Consider the following 20,507-nt stretch of genomic DNA (forward strand, 5'->3'; position numbering starts at 1 on the left):
GACGTACCTTTGCGCCGTGTTTAGGGGTGCTAGCTGGGAATAAGCCCGGCGGCTGAGATTACACCCATTGAACCGGAACCGGGTAATGCCGGCGTCGGGAAAGAACAATCCGCGAACGTTTTTGCCTGTGTGCCGACCCCTGGGGCGCGGGTACGTGTTGCTATTCTTAGTTTAAGTTGCCTAAAACTGTACTACTGGCCGGTGCTGCCCTCCTAGGGTTGGCTTCGGCACCCGCCTGGGCCCAAGGCCCCGTGTCGGGAACCATCACCGATGCCCGCACGGGCGAGGCGCTGCCCGGCGCCACCATTTTGCTCGATGGTGCGGCCATCGGCACCACCAATCCAGCTGGGGCTTTTAGCCTAGCATCTGTACCGGCCGGGGCGCATGAGCTGCGCATCACCTTCCTAGGGTACGAGCCGCTGGTGCGGGCGGTGCAAGGCCGCGCCGATGCGCAGCAGCTCAGCGCGCAGCTTGTACCGGGCGGTGTGCTCACGGGCGAGGCCCTCGTGACGGCCTCGCGGGCCAGCGACCGCACCGCCACCGTGTACACCAACCTCAGCAAGCAGGACCTCAACAAGCGCAACTTCGGCCAGGACTTGCCCTACCTGCTCGACCAAACGCCCTCGGTGGTCGTGACTTCCGACGCCGGTGGGGGCGTGGGCTACACCGATATCCGCATCCGGGGCACGAGCAGCACGGGTATCAACACCACTGTGAACGGCGTGCCGCTGAACGACCCCGAAAGCCACGGCTCGTTTTTGGTGAATTTACCCGACCTGGCCTCGTCTATCAACAGCATTCAGGTGCAGCGCGGCGTGGGCACGAGCCAGAACGGCAGCGCGGCCTTCGGCGCCAGCCTCAACATCTCGACCCTCGACGTGCGCCGCGAGGCCTACGGCGAAACGCAAAACTCGTTTGGCTCCTTCAACACCTGGAAGAACAACGTGTCGTTTGGTACTGGGCTGGTGGGCAAGCACTTCACGTTTGATGGCCGCTTGTCGCGCATTAGCAGCGATGGGTACATGAACCGGGCAGCATCGGATTTGAAGTCGTATTACTTCTCGGCCGGCTATCAGAATAAGAATACGCTGCTCAAGTTCATCACCTTCTCGGGCCGCGAAAAGACTTATCAGGCCTGGAATGGCGTGCCCGAGCCGGCCATTACCGGCAACCAAGCGCTGCTCCAAACCTACGTAGACAACGGTGAGCTGAGCACCGCCGATGCCGAGCGCGTGCGCCAGCAAGGCCGCCGCTATAGCTACTACACCTACGACAACCAGACCGACAACTACCAGCAAAACCACTACCAGCTGCACCTCTCGCAGGGCCTGGGCTCAGACTGGAACCTAGGCGCCGCCCTGCACCTCACGCGGGGCTTTGGCTACTACGAAAGCTACCGCGCCCGCCGCCGCTTCACCGACTACGGCCTGCAAAATGTCATTGTCGGCGGCGACACGCTCACGCGCACCAATCTCATCGACCGCAAGTGGCTCGATAACTATTTCTACGGCGGCACCTTCGCCCTGAATTATCAGCCTAAGGGTAATAGCGCCTTCCAAGCTACCCTAGGTGGCGGCTGGAACCGCTTTGACAACGACCACTACGGCGAGGTGATTTGGGCGCAGTATGCTTCGAATAGCTTTATCAATCAGCGCTACTACTTCAACACGGCCCGCAAAACCGACTTCAACGCCTACGTCCGCGCCACCTGGCAGGTGCTGCCTTGGCTGGGCGTGTACGGCGATGCCCAAGTGCGCCGCATCATCTACAAAATAGATGGCGTAGAGGACGACCAAGCTGACGTGACGACCCGCGCCAATTACACGTTCTTCAACCCCAAGGCCGGCCTCACGGCCTCGCTGGGGCACGGGCAGCAGCTCTACGCCAGCTTTGCGGTGGGCCAGCGCGAGCCGGTGCGCGCCGACTTTACCGACCGCCAGCCGGGCTACGCGCCCGCCCAGGCCGAGCGCCTCAACGACTGGGAAGGCGGCTACCGCTTCACCCGCGCCGACCTCAGCTTCCTAGGTCCGAACACGGCCGCACGCGTCGAGGCTAACGGCTTCTACATGACCTACCGCAACCAGCTCGTGAACACTGGCCAGCTCAATAATGTGGGTACCGCTCTGCGTACCAACGTGGCCCGCAGCTACCGCCGCGGCGTCGAGCTCACAGGCTTTGTGTCGGCCAATGATAAAATCAGCCTCAGCAGCACGCTCACCCTCAGCCAAAACCGCATTCAGGACTACCGCGATATTACGTACGATGCCGACTACAACCCCGTAGTTTCGGCTGAAGGCCGCACCACTACCATCTCGTATTCGCCGTCGGCTGTGTCGGCCCACACCCTAGAGGGCCAGCCGCTGAAAGGCCTACGCTTGGCGCTGCTCTACAAAACCGTGAGCCGCCAGTACCTCGACAATTCGGCCGATGAGAACCGCAGCATCGCTGCCTACCAGGTGCTCGACTTTCGGGTGCGCTACACCCTACACCCGTCGTTTATGAAGGAAATAGAGTTGGCGCTGCTCGTTAACAATTTGCTCAACCGCGAGTACGTGTCCAATGGCTACACCTACGGCTACGTAGGCGCCAGCGGCCGCCAAGAGACTTTCAACTGGTACTTTCCACAGGCCACGCGCAACTTCCTGGCTTCTGTGAATTTGCGGTTTTAAGAACGGGCTTTGACGTAAGACCCCACCCCCGGCCCCTCCCCTCCGGGAGAGGGGAGCCAGAAGACTGCCTAACGTTCAAGGACGTTTGCTCGCGGTCGGCTCCCCTCTCCCGGAGGGGAGGGGCTGGGGGTGGGGTCTTCGCGTCTGGGCTTACTGCTGAGCGAAACCTAGGGCGGGGTAGGGTTGTATCTTTGAGTATATAGCGGTAGCTCCTGGCTACCGCTGCCTTCCCGTTTCTATGGTTCGTTTCTTTCTAGTATTCTTAATTGCCCTAGGTGCCACTCGGCCCGCCACGGCGCAGTCAGCGCCAACCAAAGCGGCGCCCATCACCATTGCCGCCGCTGCCGATTTAAAGTATGTGCTCGATTCGCTGGTCACGATTTATAACCGTCAGCATCCGCAGGCGCGGGCCACGGTGGTCTACGGCTCGTCGGGCAAGTTTTACGAGCAACTCAGCCACGGCGCCCCGTTCGACTTGTTTTTCTCGGCCGATAGCTATTATCCGCGTCGCTTGCAGCAGGCGGGCCTCACGGCTGGCGCGCCGCAGCTATATGCCCTAGGTCGCCTGGTGCTGTGGAGCGCCAAGCTCGACCCTAGTGCAAAGGGGATGACTACGCTGCTCGACCCTCAAGTGAAGCGCGTAGCTATTGCCAACCCCGCCCATGCCCCCTATGGTAAGAAAGCCGAGGAAACCCTGCGGCACTACAAACTCTACGACCAGGTAAAACCTAGGCTAGTGCTGGGCGAAAACATTGGCCAAACGGCTCAGTACGCTGCTACTGGTGCCGCCGATGCGGGCATCATCGCCTATTCACTAGCCCTTAGCCCTGTGCTGCGCCGGGCGGGTAACTTTTACCTTATTCCGACTACGGCCCACACGCCCTTGCAGCAAAGCTTCGTGGTGCTGAAACGCGCCAGTGGCAATGCCGCCGCCGCCACGTTTGCCGCCTTCATGGCCAGCCCCACAGCGCGGCAGGCGCTGAAGAAATATGGCTTTGGGTTATAAAAAACAGCTAACTAAGACCCACCTGTCATGCTAATGCAGAAAGCATCTTGTTAGGTGCGAACGGCTTGTGCTAGCGTAAGAAGATGCTTCGCAAGCTCAGCATGACAGAATGAGTATAAATGACTCATAACTTAAGCTCATAATCAAACAAAGTGCCTCCCGACTACTGGCAAACTCTGCGCTTGACGCTCGCCCTGGCCTCCTGCACCACTGCGCTACTGCTGCTGCTGGGGCTGCCGCTGGCCTACGCGCTGGCGCATAGCCGCAGCCGCCTGCGCCCGCTGGCCGAGGCGGTGGTGAGTTTGCCGCTGGTGCTGCCGCCCACCGTCATTGGGTTTTACCTGCTGCTAGCGTTTAGCGACAGCACGGCCCTAGGTCGCTTCTTGATTGAGAAGCTGGGGCTGAGTTTGAATTTCTCGTTTCCGGGTATTCTGGTGGGGTCGCTGGTGTACAGCTTACCGTTTATGGTGCAGCCATTGCAGGCGGGGTTTCAGCAACTGCCGCGCTCACTCACCGAGGCAGCGTACACGCTGGGCAAGTCGCGCGGCACCACGCTGTGGCGGGTGCTGCTGCCCAATATGAAGCCCGCCCTGCTCAATGGGGCCGTGCTCACCTTCGCGCACACCTTAGGCGAGTTTGGGGTGGTGCTGATGATAGGCGGTAACCTGCCCGGCCGCACGCGGGTGGCGTCCATTGCCATTTACGACGAGGTGCAAAGCCTGCAATATGACCAAGCCAACGCCTACGCGGGCACGCTGCTGGCTGTGGCTTTCGCCATTTTAGTGGGGCTGTACTGGTTTTCCAAGAAAGACGCTGCTCACCTCTCCTAGGCCCCGTGATTGAGTTTCGCCTCACCAAAGCGCTGCACACCGCCGCCGGCCCGCGCACCCTCGACGTGGCCCTCTCGCTGATGCCCGGCGAACTACTGGCCCTGAGCGGACCCTCGGGCGCCGGCAAAACCACGCTGCTACGGATGCTGGCCGGCCTCACCCGGCCCGACAGCGGCTTTTTGCGCGTTGGAGGCCAACTGTGGTACGACCATGCCAGCCGCCAGTGGCTGCCGCCGCAACGCCGCCCCCTAGGGGTTGTGTTCCAAGACTATGCACTGTTTCCGAATATGACAGTGCGCGAAAACCTGGCCTTCGCGGCTGACGGCCAAGCCGGTGCGAAACAGAGAGTTGACGAATTACTGGAGCTGCTAGAACTCACCGAACTAGCTGCGCGCCGGCCGGCCGCCCTGTCGGGCGGGCAGCAGCAGCGCGTGGCGCTGGCCCGCGCCCTGGCCCGCCGCCCACGCCTGCTGCTGCTCGACGAGCCGTTGTCAGCCCTCGACCTGCCTACGCGCCTGCGCTTGCAGCAGGCCCTAGGGGAAGTGCACCGGCAGTACCAACTCACGACTGTACTCATCAGCCACGACCCTGCCGAAATAGCCCGCCTTGCCACCCGCGTGGTCGAGCTCGACCTAGGGCAGGTACGCTCCGTGGGGCCGCCCACAGCCCTGGCGGCGCCCGCCACGGTAGTTGGGAAAGTGCTGGCCGTGTTGCCTGGCGGGCGACTGCTGGTGCGGCTACCCGGTGGCGCCGAGCTAGAAGTGAGTGGCACGGCTGGGGTAGGGCAGGAGGTAGCCCTGACGGTCGAAGTTGCGCGGGTGCTGTAGTTCGCGTTTGTAGCGTAGTTGCGGGCACTACTACTACCTAACTGCGGTTTTGGGACGAGCGCCGACTACAACCTCCGCGCTACATTTGCCTCAACCCTAACCCGCCCCGCCCATGTCCTCTATTGCCGACGTCCTCTCGCCTGAAGCCAAAGCCCACACTGCCCAAAAAGGCAGCACCAACGCCAATGGCTTCACCGACTATTTTGACCTCGACGGCCTGCTTACCGAAGAGCACATTTTGGTGCGCCAAAGCATCCGCGATTTCGTCAAAAAAGAGATTTCGCCTAATATCGAGCAGTGGGCGCAGCAGGCACATTTCCCTTCTGAAATCGTGCGCAAGTTTGGTGAGGTGGGCGCGTTCGGCCCGACCATCCCGGAGGAATATGGGGGCGGCGGGCTCGACTACATCAGCTACGGCCTCATCATGCAGGAGATTGAGCGCGGCGACTCGGGCATGCGCTCCACGGCCTCAGTGCAGGGCTCATTGGTAATGTTTCCCATCTACCAGTACGGCTCGGAAGAGCAGCGCCGCAAGTACTTGCCCAAGCTGGCCAGCGGCGAGTGGCTCGGCTGCTTCGGCCTCACCGAGCCCGACCACGGCTCGAACCCCGGTGGTATGACCACTAATATCAAAGCCGACGGCGACGATTTTATCCTGAACGGCGCCAAGCTCTGGATATCGAACTCGCCCGAGTGCCAGGTGGCCGTAGTGTGGGCCAAAAATGAGCAGGGCCGTATCAAAGGCGTCATTGTGGAGCGCGGCATGGAAGGCTTCACTACCCCCGAAATCCACAACAAATGGAGCCTGCGCGCCAGCATCACCGGCGAGCTAGTGTTCGACAACGTGCGCATACCTAGGGAGAATATTCTGCCCAATGTGGAAGGCTTGCGCGGCCCGCTCAGCTGCCTCGATTCGGCCCGCTTCGGCATTGCCTGGGGAGCCATCGGCGCGGCCATCGACTGCTACGAGTCGGCTCTGAAATACTCGCTCCAGCGCGAGCAGTTTGGCAAGCCCATCGCCAGCTACCAGCTGCAGCAAAAGAAGCTGGCCGAGATGATTACCGAAATCACCAAGGCCCAGCTTCTGGCCTGGCGCCTAGGTGTCCTCAAAAACGAAGGCAAAGCCACGAGCGCCCAAATCTCCATGGCCAAGCGCAACTCGGTAGACATGGCCCTGCACGTAGCCCGCGAGGCTCGCCAGATTCACGGCGGCATGGGCATCACGGGCGAGTACCCCATCATGCGCCACATGATGAACTTAGAATCGGTAGTGACCTATGAGGGCACGCACGACATTCACTTGCTCATCACTGGAGCGGATATTACCGGTATTCAAGCATTTAAGTAAGGCTTGGTGTGGAGCCGGAGTTAGTAGAATATCTTATTCGAGAGCATCATAAGTTTCTGCCAAAACTGGAAGCTTTGGCTTTGAGACACTTATTGCACAATCAGAAGCTAGACGCCGATGCCAGTGGAGAATTACGCGCCAAAAAAAAGGCGCTAATGCTTCGGGCCGGTTGGTTAACGGATAGCGACGAAGCTTTGTCCCTTCTGAGCGATGGGGATGCTGCATTTCGGCAGCGGCTAGCCCAGTGGATATATAATGAGCACGGTGGTGAGGCACTACTCAACAACTGCCCTCGCTGCCACCGCTTAGCCCGCACTGCTAAGGCTAAGCAATGCCGTTATTGCGGGTACGGTTGGCATTAATGCAACATTAAAGTGGGTCTGGACACCGTAGAACTCATTATGTCTTTCGAGCGGTATTTCAACCTGGAAATACCGGATGCCGTGTCCGAAGGTATCTACACAGTCGGCGATGCGGCAACTTGGTTTAGCCAGCAGCTAGGTGTGGCCGGGCAGCGGCAGTCGGCAGTGCGAGCGACGGTGGCTGAGCAATTACTAAGTGAACTGCCGCCTGGCAGCGCTGAAGCCACGCCGTTGCGCCAGGTGCTGCCCGATGCCCCGGCCCTTAAAACCTACCGATACGCCTTGCGGGAGCGTCATAGCTTAATTCTTCCGCCGCTGTCTCGGTTACAAGCGGCACCAGTTTCTCCTTCGTTGTGGGAGCGGCTGACCGGTCAGACCCTGCCCCGCGTGCCGCATTGGTATACGCAAACGGTGGCTGAATTAATCGATTGGACAGTAGCATTCAATTATGAAAAGCTATTGGTACCGCCTCTCGCCAGCCAATATGAGGTAGAGCAAGCTGTTATCGGACTTACCAGCGACCAATCTGGGGTGCCTGTCGAAGAGATACAACGGCAAAGCAGCTTTACCAACGACCTAGGAATGGATTAATGGGGGCAGGCTACGACTTATGAAGCTGACCGAGCCACCTAGGGCCGCTCCAGCAAGTACACTGTTTCGGTAGTAGCGCCTACGCCCACAGTGCTTTGCGTTACGTGTGCTACGCGCCAGCCTTGCGCCGTTAGGGTGTTGATTTTTAGTAGTTCAGCGCGATGCAGCTCTACGGCCGCCGCGGTGCTGTTGCGCTCGGTGCCGATTTTAATATCGGGCAGCCGCTGCACCTGGCGCGTGCCATCGGGCTGAATAGTTGTGATTTCGGGTACCGACGAGGTGGTGCCGGGTCGGCCGCTGCCCACTACCATCAGGTAGCCGGTAGGCGCGGCTGCCTCCGGGTAAAAAGCCCATGAACCAACAGCAGTCAACCCAATGGCAGCGAGAAGCAGAAGCTTTTTCATGAGGAAAGAATGAAAGATGGGTAGGATAAGCCATTAACGTAAAAGCGCATGGAGTGGCCAACCTAGGCTACCGTCGAGTGACCTACCCCAACGCCCCGCCGCTGCCTGCCGTATAGCCCCCATATCTCACCCTTAGAACCTCCTAGCTATGGCTACCGAAAACGAAGAATACCAGCCTCACGAAAATGCCGAAACCCGCCGCCAGGAGCGCCGCGAGCACGATAAAGAAGCCTACCGCGAGCAAGGCGATGACATGCGCCAAGGTGGGCCCGACCCCGACCTAGCTCACCGTCTGCGCACCCGCTCGGGCGACGGCAACTTTGACCCCAACGTGCAAGCCGATGACCAAACCAGCGATGGCGTAGCCGCCCACATCGGGAGCAGCGGCCAAGGTGCCAGCCAGCGCGGCCACGACACCGAGCAAAACAGCAACAAAGCCCCCGACCGCCTCGACCAACGCAACGTAGAAGGCGGCGACCTGAAAGACTAGCCTCTTGTATGATAAGCTATTAGCCCTTGGCTGTTAGCTGTTAGCTTCTTCCAAACGAAAAGCCAACAGCCAGCAGCCAAGGGCTAATCCCTTATATAGCCTTACTTTTAGCCCGTGCCTGGGCTGCTGGCTGTTTGCGAAAGGAGTCAGCGCCGCTTATTCTTTCTCACTCTATGGCTGATTCTTCTCCCCTCGTTTTGCTGGAATGCCTCGTTGCGGGCACTTCCCACCGCCCCGAACTGCCCGCGCAAGAAAAGAAGCTCAAGGTGGGCCAGGCCCTGCGCCTAGAGCGCGAGGCCGATAGCAAGTACGACGACTGGGCAGTGAAAGTCCACTCGGGCGAGGCTGGCGACAAAAGCAGCTACTGGCTCGGCTACCTGCCCGAAACTCGCAACGAAACCGTGGCGCGCCTGCTCGATGCCGGCTACCCGCTAGTAGCCCGCCTGGCGCACAAAGCCTGGGAAGACGACTGGTTGCACCTCGAAATCGAAGTATTGCTGCCGCGCGAATAAGGTTGTTTTTGCGGCCACCTAGGGAGCTTTTTGCTAACTAATTTGGTTAGCCAATAGCCCACTCCCAACGGCCAACTGACAACGAGTAATCAATCACTACCAACTATGCGCGAAGCCTATCTCACCGGTAGCAACGAAAGTTTCGATGCCACCGACAAGGACATCGACAAGGCCCTGCGCCCGCTGAGTTTCGATGACTTCACGGGCCAGGATAAGATTCTGGAAAACCTGAAGGTATTCGTGGCCGCCGCCAAGCAGCGCGGCGATGCCCTCGACCATGTGCTGCTGCACGGCCCCCCCGGCCTGGGCAAAACCACGCTCTCGCACATCATCGCCAACGAGCTGGGCGCGGGTATCAAAATGACCAGCGGCCCGGTGCTCGACAAGCCCAGCGACCTCGCCGGCCTGCTCACCAACCTAGAGCCGCACGACGTACTTTTCATCGACGAGATTCACCGCCTCAACCCCGTGGTGGAAGAGTACCTCTACTCGGCGATGGAAGACTACCGCATCGACATTATGCTCGACTCGGGCCCCAACGCCCGCTCGGTGCAGATTTCGCTGTCGCCCTTCACCCTCATCGGGGCCACCACGCGTTCGGGTATGCTCACGGCACCACTGCGTGCGCGCTTCGGTATCTCGGCCCGCCTCGAGTACTACGATTCGAAGCTGCTGACCACTATCGTGCAGCGCTCGGCCGACATTCTGCACACGCCCATCCACGAAGATGCGGCCTACGAGATTGCCCGCCGCTCGCGCGGTACGCCCCGTATTGCCAACAACCTGCTGCGCCGCACCCGCGACTTTGCCCAGATTAAAGGCACCGGTACCATTACGCAGGACATCGCCCAGTTTGCCCTAGGTGCCCTCGATGTGGACGCCCGTGGCCTCGACGATATGGACAAGCGTATTCTTACCACCATTATCGACAAGTTTAAGGGTGGCCCAGTGGGTATCAGCACCATCGCCACGGCAGTGGGCGAGGAAGGCGAAACTATTGAGGAAGTGTACGAGCCCTTCCTCATTCAGGAGGGCTATATCAAGCGCACGGCGCGCGGCCGCGAAGCTACCGAGGCCGCTTACCAGCACCTAGGGCGCCTGCTGCCCCAGCACTTGCGCGGCAACAATGGCGACCTGTTTAGCGAGATTACCTCCTAGGGTAGCTGTTGCTCGAAGACTGCATTCAACGGAACGCGCCGCCCCCAGCGGCGCGTTCTTCGTTTCTTTGAGGTTCAATTGCCCGCTTTCTAATGCTATTGCACGCCGAATGGACTCCCTACATTAAGCGCCGCGCTGCGGAGCTCGGGTTTATGGCCTGCGGTATCTCCAAGGCTGAGTTTCTGGAGGAAGAGGCGCCTAGGCTCGAAAACTGGCTCAAGCGAGGCATGAATGGCAAAATGGGCTATATGGAAAACCACTTCGACAAGCGCCTCGACCCGCGCCTGCTCGTAGACGGGGCCAAGTCCGTTATTTCGCTGCTACTCAACTACTATCCGCCCGCCGAGGACCAGCAGCCCGATGATACTCTGAAAATCAGTAAGTATGCTTACGGGCGCGACTATCATTTTGTCATCAAGGACAAGCTTAAGACGCTGCTGGCCGATATGCAAGCCAACATAGGGGAGATAGGCGGGCGCTGCTTTGTCGATTCGGCGCCGGTGCTCGATAAGGCGTGGGCGAAGAAAAGCGGCCTAGGGTGGGTCGGCAAGAATAGCAACCTCATTACGCCCGGTGCGGGCTCGTTCTATTTCATCGCCGAGCTGATAGTAGACGTAGAGCTGGAGTACGACGGGGCTATCCGCGACTACTGCGGCACGTGTACCAAGTGCCTAGACGCCTGCCCCACGCAGGCCATCACCGAGCCCTATGTAGTCGATGGTAGCAAGTGCATTAGCTACTTCACCATCGAGCTTAAGGACCAACTCATTCCGCAAGACGTGGCGGGGCATTTTGGCAACTGGGTATTCGGCTGCGACATCTGCCAGGATGTGTGCCCCTGGAATCGCTTCGCCAAACCCACACAGGAGCCGCAATTTCAGCCGCATCCAGACTTTAAAACGCTGTCGGCCAGCGACTGGCAAGACATTACCCACGAAGTATTTCAGGCATTGTTTCGGCAATCGGCCCTCAAGCGCACTGGCTACGAGGGCTTCAAGCGGAACATCAAATTTGTGACTGGCCAGAGCCAGCTCGACCTAGGAAGCTAGGGGAGTGCCCGCCGCCATGTGCTGGGCAAAAATACGGTTCATAACCGCCCAGTAAAGGCGGGAAAACTGCTCGTAGCACCACGTACGGAAGTCGGGTAGCTCGGCGGGCAAGACGTGGCGGAGCGCTTTACGCAGCTCTTTTTCAAACAGTACTTTGCTGAAGCTGACCTTAAGCAAGATTGTTTTCACGTAGTCTAGCATGGGGGTGGGAGAGGAGGTTAATAGGAGAACAGGAAAAGAAACGCACTGCGGCCACCTTGTACGCAAAAACAGCGTCCTAGGCCATATTTCTGGTTGCTTTAAGGTTTAAGCAGTTGGGAATCGCTACTCAAATATATTCAAAAAAATTCTTGTTTGAGGCATGGACAATATTAAGCAATTGCTTCAAGCAGAACGTTATCCGTGGAAAGCCAAGTTCATCGTGCTAATAAAGAGATAGTGCAATCGTTTGCAGTTAAGATTCAATAATTTTTCGCAAACGTGATAGTAGCTCAGTCTTGGCGGCTGAGAGATACTTAGTAGTGAAAGGGACAGCTCTCTAAGGAGCATTCCTTACCAAGGCTACTGCTAAGGTAATTGCACAAGAAAAGGGCAGCCTTGTAGGGCTGCCCTTTTGAACATTGGCTATTCGTTGCTCTGGACTAGAGGTAAACGCTGAATAGGTTGTTGCCAGTCACCACAAACAAATTGGCGATGGTTGCTACCGTTTTCACGTCTAGGCCTTCATCGAATGCTTCGGAGAAAGCTGTAGTCGGGAAGCCCGAGAAAGCGGGGCTGGTGCTGGTAGTAAGTGTTACACCACCTTGCACGTTGTTATCCTCAGCCAGGTAGGTAACATTGGCTGCAGTGCCTGCACCGCTGCTGTTGCCAGCGCCATAAATGGCGTTGGTAGTACCTGGTACAGCACCGCCGCCATCGGTACCCGAAACCCAGCTCTTAGGAGCGGAGCTATAAGGCGAAACTGCAACACCCTGCGAGGGAGTAGAGTTATTAGCTCCAGCCCGACGCATAGCCCGGATGTGCGACGCGTGGCGCGCCTCTACCGAGTGAATGTTGAGAGCCGCCGTCAATACGGTTTTGTTGGCCATAACCGAAGAAATAGGAGCTGCGCCTTTATAAGCACGCACACCAGTATCCTCAAACGACTGCGCTAGAGCTAGGTATGTAACAGGGTTGGTGCGATAGTCGCTGAAAGGACCCGTAGCCGTGCCTTTGCCACCAGAGAAGTCAAATGCTGCTGCGGTTGGGTCATTAATAGCTGCCGAGCCTAGTACGCCTCTCAGAAATTTTACGTGGTTGGCTTCGTCGGTAGCAATCAGGCTCAGGGCGCTCGCATTTACCGAGCTCAGGCCCGTTAGCGCTGTGCGCTGCTGGTAGAAGTACATTTCGAGGTACTCTAACCGCAGAGCGAAATTCAATACATCATTCACAGCCAGGCTACCAGGCGTCTGGGCGTAGGCTTTATTGAAAACTGCGCCCACAAATAGAGGTAGGGCAGCAGCAGTCAGCTTTTGGCCCACGCCGCTCATGTGCTTGAAAATAGAGCGGCGCGAATCGAGGCGGCCGTAAACTTCGGGGTCAACTTTCTCTATTTCAGAGAGGATATCAAAAAAATTCATGGCAATAGCAAAATGGGAATGGAAGAAATGGGGTACTTCGGCGCGGCTTAGCCTAGGCCAGAAACATTGAGCTTCGAGCCATCAGCCAGGAATGTGTTAGCCGTAGCTACTACCACAGAGGGAGCCTTTGACATTTCAAGGCTATTGCCAGCGATGTCGACAATGTCACTGCCCACGAAATCGCCTTCCTTAACCAAGTCGCGAATGATAGCGGCGTGGCGCGCCTCTATCGAAACAATCTTGCCAGCAATGTACAAGTACTGCGGCGTCGTAATATATTGACCTGCACCGTTATAGGCGGCCACCCCTAGGTCTTCGAAAGCCTTGGCAGTAGCCAGTACCGAAGACTTGCTGCTGAATGTGCCAGCAGGGTACACAGTAGTCAGAGGCTTGATGGGGGTAGCACCGGCAGCCGTAATGGCAGCCTTAAAGAAATCGCGGTGAATAACCTCGTGGTAGTAGAGGTCGTCCAGAATCTGTTTTTCGGCGGCAGTTGCGGAGCTAGTGTAGTAAGAGCCCATACGTACCTGCGTGTAGAAGTCAGCCTCGAGCTGCTCCAATGCATACGCGTAGTTCAGAACGCCTACGTCGCCAGTGCCCACATTCACCATGCCGGGCATGTTGTTATTGTCGTCTTTGCAGCCGGCTAGCACCAGGGCCGTAGCCCCTGCCGTAGCACCAGCATACATGAAGAACGAGCGCCGCTTAATGGGCGTGTACAGCGGCTGGTCTAGATTGGCCTCGGGAGCCTGAGGACCGGAGAGGGTTTTGTGGGACATGGGAAAATGGGTAAAGAGAAGATGAAATGGGCTGGCGACCCGCGAGAAAATAAGCTGAAGATGAAGGCCTGTACGCTACGTGGATATACTTAGATACGCTTCGGTTAAATCAATTTTTGGCGTGCCTAATGTTGAGCTTGTTTTTCAGCTATTTATCCTGTGATGGCTAAGCGGAAATGCTAATTTTTAAGATGAATTAGCGAGATAGGTAGCTTACCGCCGGGCTTGTAAACCACCTACGAAAGCTAGACGCTAGCTGGATTTTGGAGCGTAGGATTATTCTGGTAATTCTTCACTAGTCTTGAACTGCTGCCAAGTACCTAGGGCATAAAAAAAGAGCCGCTTCCAATAAAGGAAGCGGCTCTCAATACAAGAATCGTAATAGGTAACTAATTTAAAGCTAGTGCTTTTTGAGCAAAATGCTGCAGCGCTTGGCTTGTTTCAAACTACTAGAAAGTTTGTTGAAACAAGCCCTTGAGTTTGCCAGCAGCAGAAGTGAAATTTAGCGCAATAGTCTGCACCGTGCCCGGGTCGAGCGGCTCATCGAAGGCCTCTGATACAGCCTCAGCCGAGTACGTACCACTCACCAAGGGTATGCCTGCCTGCGAGGTGTTGCTATCGGCGGGGTAAGTGCCGGCTGGGTTGCCAGCGCCATAAACCGCGCTGGCCGGCTTAGAATTGTTGGGTGCGGTAGGGCCGCCGTTGTCAATGAGGTTAATCCAGCTTTTGGGCGCGTTATCATAGGGCGATACGGCCGCGGCCGTGGCAGTGCCTATTGCGTTGGCGGCGATGGCGCGGCGCACGGTGCGAAAGTGCGAGTTGTGGCGTGCTTCGACCGAGTGAATGTTGAGGGCAGCCTCCAGAATATCTTTAGTGCCTGTGGTGTTCAGCGTAGGTGCGCCGCCTTTGTATGCCCGCTGGCCTACGTCGGAGAACGCCTGTCCCGCGGCAAAAAAGAGCGCTCCGTTAGCATTGCCGGCGCCATTGGGTACGAGGGCCGAAGCCATGGGGCCCACCCCTGAGCCGCCACCGCCCGAGTAGTCGAAGTCAGAAACTAGATAAGATGGTGCATTAGTACCTAGCACCCCGCGCAGGGCGCTAATGTGGCCAGCCTCATCGTTGCGGATGGTCGTGATACCATTCGTTTCCGAAGACGGAATCAGCCCCGAGGTATTGAGTGCGGTGTTATAGAAATGGAACTCTAGGTACTCGAGCTGCAAGGCCAGCGTGAGTACCTTCTGCACCGGGTCAGTAACGGTCTGGCCGTATGCACGGTTGAAGAACGAAGCTAGGATAGCAGGTACAGCGGCGGCGGTCACTTTCTTACCTGCATGTCCTAGGTACTTAAACGCCTGGCGACGGGGGTTAATGCGGTCCAGGAACTCGGGGTCGGCCTGCTCCAGGTCGGAAATTAGTTTGAAAAGATTCATGATACTAGCAATGCAATGAATGAGAAAAGGGAGCAGGCTGGCCTAGCTAAAGCTGGAGGCTGACAGCTTGGAGCCACTGGCTAAGTAGTTGTTGACAGAGTTGAGCACATCCTGCGGCTTGCGCGAGCGCTCGGCACCGGCTACCGGGTTGCCATTGCCGGGCGTGAGGCTGGGCGTGCCAGCACCGGTGTAGGCGGTAGTAGCATTGGCGGGCAGGGTAGGCGAGAAAGTATTCACCACATCGCTGCTAACGAAGCTATTATAGGTAATCATGTCGCGGATAAGAGCGGCGTGGCGCGCTTCTACCGACACAATTTTACCAGCTAGCGCCAGAAAGGCATTGTTACTGAGGTAGCGTCCGGCGCCATTATAGGCCGCCACGCCGGTGTCTTCGAAAGTGCGAGCCGCCGTAAGGATGCCGTTGAGGCTGGCGAAGTCGATGCTTGAGAAGTCGGGTTTGAGGTCCTGGAGCGGCGTGATGCTATTGGCCGTTAGGGCGCCTCTCAGGAAGTCGCGGTGAATAGCCTCGTGCAGGGCTAGGTCATCAAACACCTGCTTGATAGCCGCCGGCGTGCCCGACGCCGTGTAGTAAGCGCTAGTGCGAACCTGCGCGTAGAAAGCAGCTTCGAGCTGCTCTAGGGCATAGGCGTAGTTAAGAATGCCGCCATCGCCCGAGCCTACATCTATTCTGGATGGGTCGTTATTATCATCATCTTTGCAGCCGGCTAGCACCAAGGCAGTTGCCCCAGCCGTAGCCCCGGCATACATAAAAAACGAGCGGCGCTTAATGGGCGTGTAGAGTGGCCGGTCGAGGCCAGTTTCGTGTGGCTGCGAGCCAGGGGAAACGTTGTGGGACATAAAAAGAAAAGGAAAAAAATGAATGAGGAGCTAGAGCGTGCCACCCGCGTAGCAAGGCTGCCTACTGCACCGAGCGGTGGCATTTCTACGGTGGGCCTTAGGGGAAGATGCTCGGCAAGCGGCTTGTAAAACAGCTTCTTGCCTCTGCCGCAGCCGCAAGCGGCTAGCCTAAAAAACTTGTGGCATGCGCATTAGAGCTGCCTATAGAAGAGGTAGTCGAGAAGCGGCCACCCGCGCTAGTACCTGTGCGCCAACCAAAAAATAGGTATTTTCCCTAGCGAAATACGTAGGCTTTGGAGGGCTCCTGCTGCCGATACTGCTGGCCAGTTGGCGGCCGCTACAAAGCGCTAGGCTATAGGGCCCGCGCCAAAAACTTAGCTTCAAAAGCCGCCCCGGTTAGTACCGGTCGCCCGGACCGGCGAACTTTGCGGCCGTTACGGACTTCTGGTGAGTAGAAACTTTTGACTAAGTGCGCTTTTTTTGGCCCGCAAGGCCTCGGCTGGCTACTGTGCTTGTTGCTACTGTGCAGCAGTGGGGTACCCGCGCGCGCCCAGCAGCCAGCCCCTGCCACTGAGGTCGAGCTAGTGCCCGGGCCCGCCGTAATACCACTCACGGCCACCTACTCGCTGGGCGTGCGGGTGCGTGGGGCAGCTATCACCAGCCACTCAGAGTTTCCAGAGCTTGAGGGCTTTCGCAAGGCAGGCCTCACCAAAACCACTGCCACCCGGCTGGTAGCGGGCCGCGGCAGCGTGGCCGAGCTCACGCTAACCCAGCGCTACGCTCCTTACAGCGAGGGCACGTACCAGATTCCGGCCTTCGACCTAACTGTGAATGGCCAAGTGCTGCACAGCCCCGGCGGCCGGGTGCGCGTGGCCGCTGCCCCAGCTACGGCGCCCCTCACCGATGCCACCGTGGGTGCCGGGCAGGGGGTGGGGTCGCTCGACCAGCTCCTAGGTAAGCCCAAGCCTAAGTACTTCTACGAGCCGCCCGACCATGCCTCATTAGCGCTGGAAGCCAGCCAGAATAAGGTGTTTGTGGGCGAAGGCGTGCGGGTGGCGCTGTACCTCTACCTGCAGCCCGCCGACCAGGCGGTGCTCAATTTCTACAACTTTACAGAGCAACTGCCCGAGCTAGTGCGCCAGCTGCGCCAGCCTACGGCCTGGGAAGTACCCGCTGCCGAAACCGCTATTGTGCCTGATACTGTGCGCCGGGGTGGGGCGGTGTACCTGCGCTTTCGACTGGCCGAAACTACCTATTACCCGCTTACGGCGCAGGAGCTGCGCTTCCCGCCGCTGGCCTTGGTGATGACCAAGTTTAAGCTGCTGAAAAAGCCGCAGCCGGGCGAAGAAGAAAAGCTAGCCTTTTATAAAACCTACACGGCCCCGGCCGTGCGCGTGGCGGTGCGCCCGCTGCCCGCGCGGCCCGGGGCGCCCGCTGGCTCCGTACCCGTGGGGCACTACACGCTGCACGAAGGCGTGAGCGGTGTGCGCTTCCGAACGGGTGAGGCATTTGTGTACACGTTTGGGGTAGAAGGCGCGGGCAATACCTCGGCACTGGTGCTGCCCACGCCCCGCTCGACCGACCGGCTGGAGGTATATGGCCCTGATATCAAAGAGGAAAAGCTGCCCGATGGCACCCCGCGCAAGAGCTTTCGCTACCGATTGGTGCCGCATCAGCCGGGCGTACTGGCTCTGGATAGCCTGTTTCGATTGGTGTTTTTCGACCCCACTACTTCCCGCTACGATACCTTGTGCCCCGAACTCCGGCCCGAGGTGCGCGGCGTAGCCCGCCCCATCGCCGCCGCCAACCCGGCCGAAGACCCTTTCTACGGCCCGGCCCTAGGTCGTGCCGACAGCCAGCTGCAGCCCCTCGACGTGTATCAGGATGTGCGCCGCTACGCGGGCTGGCTGCTGGGGGCGCTGCTGGTAGTGGCGGCCGTAGGCTGGTGGCGCAGTAGCTAAGGGCAATGAGCAATAAACAAGGGGTAGTGAGCAGCCCAACCATACTGTCTGCTACTTCGCATTGTTACTTGCCCATTGCCCTTGGACTTAGCTGCTCATTGTTCATTATTACTTGCTCATTCTTAAAATGAATTCTTTCGGAACGCTTTTTCGCATCACCACCTTCGGCGAGTCGCACGGGGTGGGCATTGGAGTAATTATTGACGGGTGCCCGGCGGGCGTGCCACTCGACGTAGCTGAGATTCAGGCGGCGCTCGACCGGCGCCGGCCGGGGCAGTCGGATTTGACGACGCCGCGGAAGGAGGCTGACACTGTGCAGGTGCAGTCGGGCACGTTTGAGGGCTACACCATGGGCACGCCCATCAGCCTCTTTATTGCCAACGCCGACCAGCGCTCAGGCGACTATTCACACATTGCGCACGCCTACCGCCCCAGCCACGCCGACTACACCTACGACGTGAAATATGGCCGCCGCGACTACCGCGGCGGCGGCCGCAGTTCGGCTCGCGAAACAGCCGCCCGCGTAGCCGCCGGCGCCGTAGCCGCCCGGCTGCTGGCGCACTTCGGCGTCGAGGTCAAGGCGTATGTATCGGCCGTGGGCGAGGTTGAGCTAACTGAGAGCTATGAGAATCTCGATTTGAGCCTCATCGAGAGCAACGCCGTGCGCTGCCCCGAGCCCGAAGCCGCTGCCCGTATGGAAGCCCGCATTCGTGAGGCGCAAGCCGCACACGACACCGTGGGCGGCGTTATAACCGGCGTAGCCACCGGCGTGCCGCCCGGCCTGGGTGAGCCTGTGTTTGATAAGCTGCCGGCCGTCCTAGGTCAGGCTATGCTCAGCATCAATGCCGTGAAGGGCTTCGAGTTCGGCTCGGGCTTTGAAGGCACCAAGCTGCCCGGCTCGGTGCACAACGACGAATTTTACACCGATGAGACCGGCCGCGTGCGCACCCGCACCAACCACAGCGGCGGCAGCCAAGGCGGCATTTCCAACGGCCAAGACGTGTATTTCCGCGTCGCCTTCAAACCAGTCGCCACACTCTTGCAGCGCCAAGCTACTATCAACGACCAAGGCGAAAGCATCGAGCTAGTGGGCCGCGGTCGCCACGACGCCTGCGTGCTACCCCGCGCCGTGCCCATTGTGGAGGCCATGACCCAGCTCGTGCTGGCCGACCTTCTGCTGCGTGCGCGGGCTAATAAAATATAAGCTTGTCCCTTAGCCTAGGAAGGGCTGATGTTAAAAAATGCTTGTCATGCTGAGCTTGCGAAGCATCTTATCACGCTAGGCTATTCCAGCCGTGATAAGATGCTTCGCAAGCTCAGCATGACAAGCATTTTTTAGAGGTACTGACTTCTGAGGAAGATTAAGCCGCTACGGCTCTTTCCACAGCCACTTTAGCCAACGCCGGCTGGCGGTGTAGCTTCTTGTTTTTCTTCAAGCGGTTCCACCAGATGAAGAAGCCTGTTACTGGTAGTGTGGCGCATACTAGGCTAGCCACGAATGCCAGAATCTTCGTAGGCCAGCCTAGGATAGCGCCCACGTGGATGTCGTAGTTCATCCCAATAAATTTCTCGCCGTCGGGCTTGTCACGGTAAAGCTCGGCCTTTTGGAAGGCGCCGGTGCGGGCGTCGTAGGTCAGCTGGTCGGAGCGGAAGCGGGTGCCTTCGCCTTCATTCACGCGCACCGTCAGTGGGTCTTTAAGGCTAGTAAGGGGCTTGGCCGACACCATGACGGCGGCTGGGATGCGTTGCCAAGCGTCGCGCACAGCGGCGTTCAGGGTTTGGTCGGCTTGGGCTTGCTCGGCGGTACCTAGGGCAGCGGGCTTTTCTTTACTCATGCCCTTTTTGCCGCCTTTGCCACCCTTGCCGCCGTGGGCCTCGGCCGAGTGGCCAGTGGCTAGGTACGATACGCCGTTGCGTACCCAATCGAAAGACCAAGTGAGACCGGTGAGGGCGATGACGAGGCTAACCAAAGTCACGTAGAAGCCCACCGTGTTGTGCAGGTCGTAGTTGAGGCGCTTGCCCGAGGCATCCCACTTTACTTTGAAGCGCTGCTTGCGGGCGGCCTTGTTCTTAGGCCACCACAGCACCAGACCGCTTAGCAGCATTAGCACGAAGGTGAGGGTGCTGTAGCTCACTACCCAGCGGCCGGCATCGCCGAGCAGCAGGTCCCAGTGCACGCTTTTTACGAGCTGGAAAAACTCTGTTTTGTTATCCAGAATGCCTGTCACCTGCCCGGTGTAGGGGTTCACATAGGCCGAGCGCAGCACCTCGACCTGCCCACCGAAGTAGGGCTTGCCGGGTGTGCCCTTGTAGGTCATGAAGCTCCAGGCGCGGTCGGGGGCGCGGTAGGCGTTGGCATAATATATCTGCTGGTCAGCACCTAGGGCCTGCTGGGCTTTCTCCCACACTACGCTGTAGGGGAGGGGCTGAGCTGCCGCGCTGGGCGGCGCCACAAATACCATGTCGCGGTGCACGACCTCAAAAATCTCGCGCTGAAACACGTAGAGGCACCCCGTGATGCTCACGATGAACACGATGAGCCCGGATGCGAGCCCGAGCCACAGGTGCAGCTTGCCAACTAGCTTTTTGAAGGTCATGACGGTTGGATTTAGTG

The 20,507-nt window shown here is 58.5% G+C and carries 19 protein-coding genes; 12 read left to right on the forward strand and 7 right to left on the reverse strand.

Annotated features, from left to right (window positions below; genetic code table 11):
* Nucleotides 1-176: 176 nt before the first annotated feature.
* The 6 genes from JAO77_RS07920 to JAO77_RS24510 all read left to right on the forward strand — a co-directional run bounded on the left by JAO77_RS07920 (nucleotide 177) and on the right by JAO77_RS24510 (nucleotide 7,633).
* Entirely contained in the window at nucleotides 177-2,669 is a 2,493-nt protein-coding gene (locus JAO77_RS07920) for a TonB-dependent receptor (RefSeq protein ID WP_198989801.1), read from the forward strand.
* A 238-nt stretch (nucleotides 2,670-2,907) separates the two neighbouring features.
* On the forward strand, nucleotides 2,908-3,675 hold the full coding sequence (gene modA, locus JAO77_RS07925) for a molybdate ABC transporter substrate-binding protein (RefSeq protein ID WP_198989802.1): 768 nt from the start codon (nucleotides 2,908-2,910) through the stop codon (nucleotides 3,673-3,675).
* 152 nt (nucleotides 3,676-3,827) lie between these two features.
* Complete coding sequence (gene modB / locus JAO77_RS07930; protein WP_198989803.1) at nucleotides 3,828-4,505, forward strand: molybdate ABC transporter permease subunit; 678 nt, start codon at nucleotides 3,828-3,830, stop codon at nucleotides 4,503-4,505.
* A 5-nt stretch (nucleotides 4,506-4,510) separates the two neighbouring features.
* Nucleotides 4,511-5,332 (forward strand): ATP-binding cassette domain-containing protein, encoded by an 822-nt coding sequence (locus JAO77_RS07935; protein WP_198989804.1) that lies wholly within the window; start codon nucleotides 4,511-4,513, stop codon nucleotides 5,330-5,332.
* Nucleotides 5,333-5,444: 112 nt separating this feature from the next.
* Nucleotides 5,445-6,680 (forward strand): acyl-CoA dehydrogenase family protein, encoded by a 1,236-nt coding sequence (locus tag JAO77_RS07940; protein WP_235998304.1) that lies wholly within the window; start codon nucleotides 5,445-5,447, stop codon nucleotides 6,678-6,680.
* A gap of 374 nt (nucleotides 6,681-7,054) precedes the next feature.
* Nucleotides 7,055-7,633, forward strand: coding sequence for an acyl carrier protein (locus JAO77_RS24510; RefSeq protein ID WP_198989805.1), 579 nt, complete (start codon nucleotides 7,055-7,057; stop codon nucleotides 7,631-7,633).
* Between the two features lie 38 nt (nucleotides 7,634-7,671).
* Here the strand turns inward: JAO77_RS24510 and JAO77_RS07950 are convergent, their stop codons facing one another.
* Nucleotides 7,672-8,037, reverse strand: a complete 366-nt coding sequence (locus JAO77_RS07950) for a hypothetical protein (protein WP_198989806.1) — start codon at nucleotides 8,035-8,037, stop codon at nucleotides 7,672-7,674.
* A gap of 148 nt (nucleotides 8,038-8,185) precedes the next feature.
* Between JAO77_RS07950 and JAO77_RS07955 the strand changes: the two genes are divergently transcribed.
* The 4 genes from JAO77_RS07955 (at nucleotide 8,186) to queG (ending at nucleotide 11,246) form a co-directional block, all read left to right on the forward strand.
* On the forward strand, nucleotides 8,186-8,527 hold the full coding sequence (locus JAO77_RS07955) for a hypothetical protein (protein WP_198989807.1): 342 nt from the start codon (nucleotides 8,186-8,188) through the stop codon (nucleotides 8,525-8,527).
* 173 nt (nucleotides 8,528-8,700) lie between these two features.
* On the forward strand, nucleotides 8,701-9,039 hold the full coding sequence (locus JAO77_RS07960) for an HIRAN domain-containing protein (protein WP_198989808.1): 339 nt from the start codon (nucleotides 8,701-8,703) through the stop codon (nucleotides 9,037-9,039).
* A 105-nt stretch (nucleotides 9,040-9,144) separates the two neighbouring features.
* Complete coding sequence (gene ruvB / locus JAO77_RS07965; protein ID WP_198989809.1) at nucleotides 9,145-10,197, forward strand: Holliday junction branch migration DNA helicase RuvB; 1,053 nt, start codon at nucleotides 9,145-9,147, stop codon at nucleotides 10,195-10,197.
* A gap of 92 nt (nucleotides 10,198-10,289) precedes the next feature.
* On the forward strand, nucleotides 10,290-11,246 hold the full coding sequence (gene queG, locus JAO77_RS07970) for a tRNA epoxyqueuosine(34) reductase QueG (RefSeq protein WP_198989810.1): 957 nt from the start codon (nucleotides 10,290-10,292) through the stop codon (nucleotides 11,244-11,246).
* Here queG and JAO77_RS07975 read toward each other — a convergent pair.
* The 5 genes from JAO77_RS07975 to JAO77_RS07995 form a co-directional block, all read right to left on the reverse strand.
* The gene (locus JAO77_RS07975; RefSeq protein WP_370549893.1) at nucleotides 11,235-11,435 is read right to left on the reverse strand and encodes a hypothetical protein; all 201 of its coding nucleotides are present in this window, start codon (nucleotides 11,433-11,435) and stop codon (nucleotides 11,235-11,237) included. The two genes, queG and JAO77_RS07975, sit on opposite strands and share 12 nt — an antisense overlap.
* A 452-nt stretch (nucleotides 11,436-11,887) precedes the next feature.
* Nucleotides 11,888-12,865: a ferritin-like domain-containing protein gene (locus JAO77_RS07980; RefSeq protein WP_198989812.1), complete on the reverse strand. Its 978-nt coding sequence runs from the start codon at nucleotides 12,863-12,865 to the stop codon at nucleotides 11,888-11,890.
* A 47-nt stretch (nucleotides 12,866-12,912) separates the two neighbouring features.
* A complete protein-coding gene (locus tag JAO77_RS07985; RefSeq protein WP_198989813.1) occupies nucleotides 12,913-13,644 on the reverse strand; it encodes a ferritin-like domain-containing protein in 732 nt (243 codons plus the stop codon).
* A 449-nt stretch (nucleotides 13,645-14,093) separates the two neighbouring features.
* The gene (locus JAO77_RS07990) at nucleotides 14,094-15,074 is read right to left on the reverse strand and encodes a ferritin-like domain-containing protein (protein WP_198989814.1); all 981 of its coding nucleotides are present in this window, start codon (nucleotides 15,072-15,074) and stop codon (nucleotides 14,094-14,096) included.
* Nucleotides 15,075-15,116: 42 nt separating this feature from the next.
* Nucleotides 15,117-15,932 (reverse strand): ferritin-like domain-containing protein, encoded by an 816-nt coding sequence (locus JAO77_RS07995; RefSeq protein ID WP_198989815.1) that lies wholly within the window; start codon nucleotides 15,930-15,932, stop codon nucleotides 15,117-15,119.
* Between the two features lie 461 nt (nucleotides 15,933-16,393).
* On the opposite strand from JAO77_RS07995, the gene JAO77_RS08000 reads away from it, so the two are divergent.
* Together JAO77_RS08000 and aroC are read left to right on the forward strand one after the other, a co-directional pair.
* Nucleotides 16,394-17,893: a BatD family protein gene (locus JAO77_RS08000; RefSeq protein ID WP_198989816.1), complete on the forward strand. Its 1,500-nt coding sequence runs from the start codon at nucleotides 16,394-16,396 to the stop codon at nucleotides 17,891-17,893.
* 127 nt (nucleotides 17,894-18,020) lie between these two features.
* Nucleotides 18,021-19,097, forward strand: coding sequence for a chorismate synthase (aroC, locus tag JAO77_RS08005; RefSeq protein WP_198989817.1), 1,077 nt, complete (start codon nucleotides 18,021-18,023; stop codon nucleotides 19,095-19,097).
* A 157-nt stretch (nucleotides 19,098-19,254) separates the two neighbouring features.
* On the opposite strand, the gene JAO77_RS08010 is transcribed toward aroC, so the two are convergent.
* Complete coding sequence (locus tag JAO77_RS08010; RefSeq protein ID WP_198989818.1) at nucleotides 19,255-20,490, reverse strand: PepSY-associated TM helix domain-containing protein; 1,236 nt, start codon at nucleotides 20,488-20,490, stop codon at nucleotides 19,255-19,257.
* Nucleotides 20,491-20,507 lie beyond the last annotated feature (17 nt).

Origin of the sequence: Hymenobacter sp. BT559, assembly GCF_016427535.1 — a bacterium.
In the GTDB taxonomy this organism is placed as follows: Bacteria; Bacteroidota; Bacteroidia; order Cytophagales; family Hymenobacteraceae; genus Hymenobacter.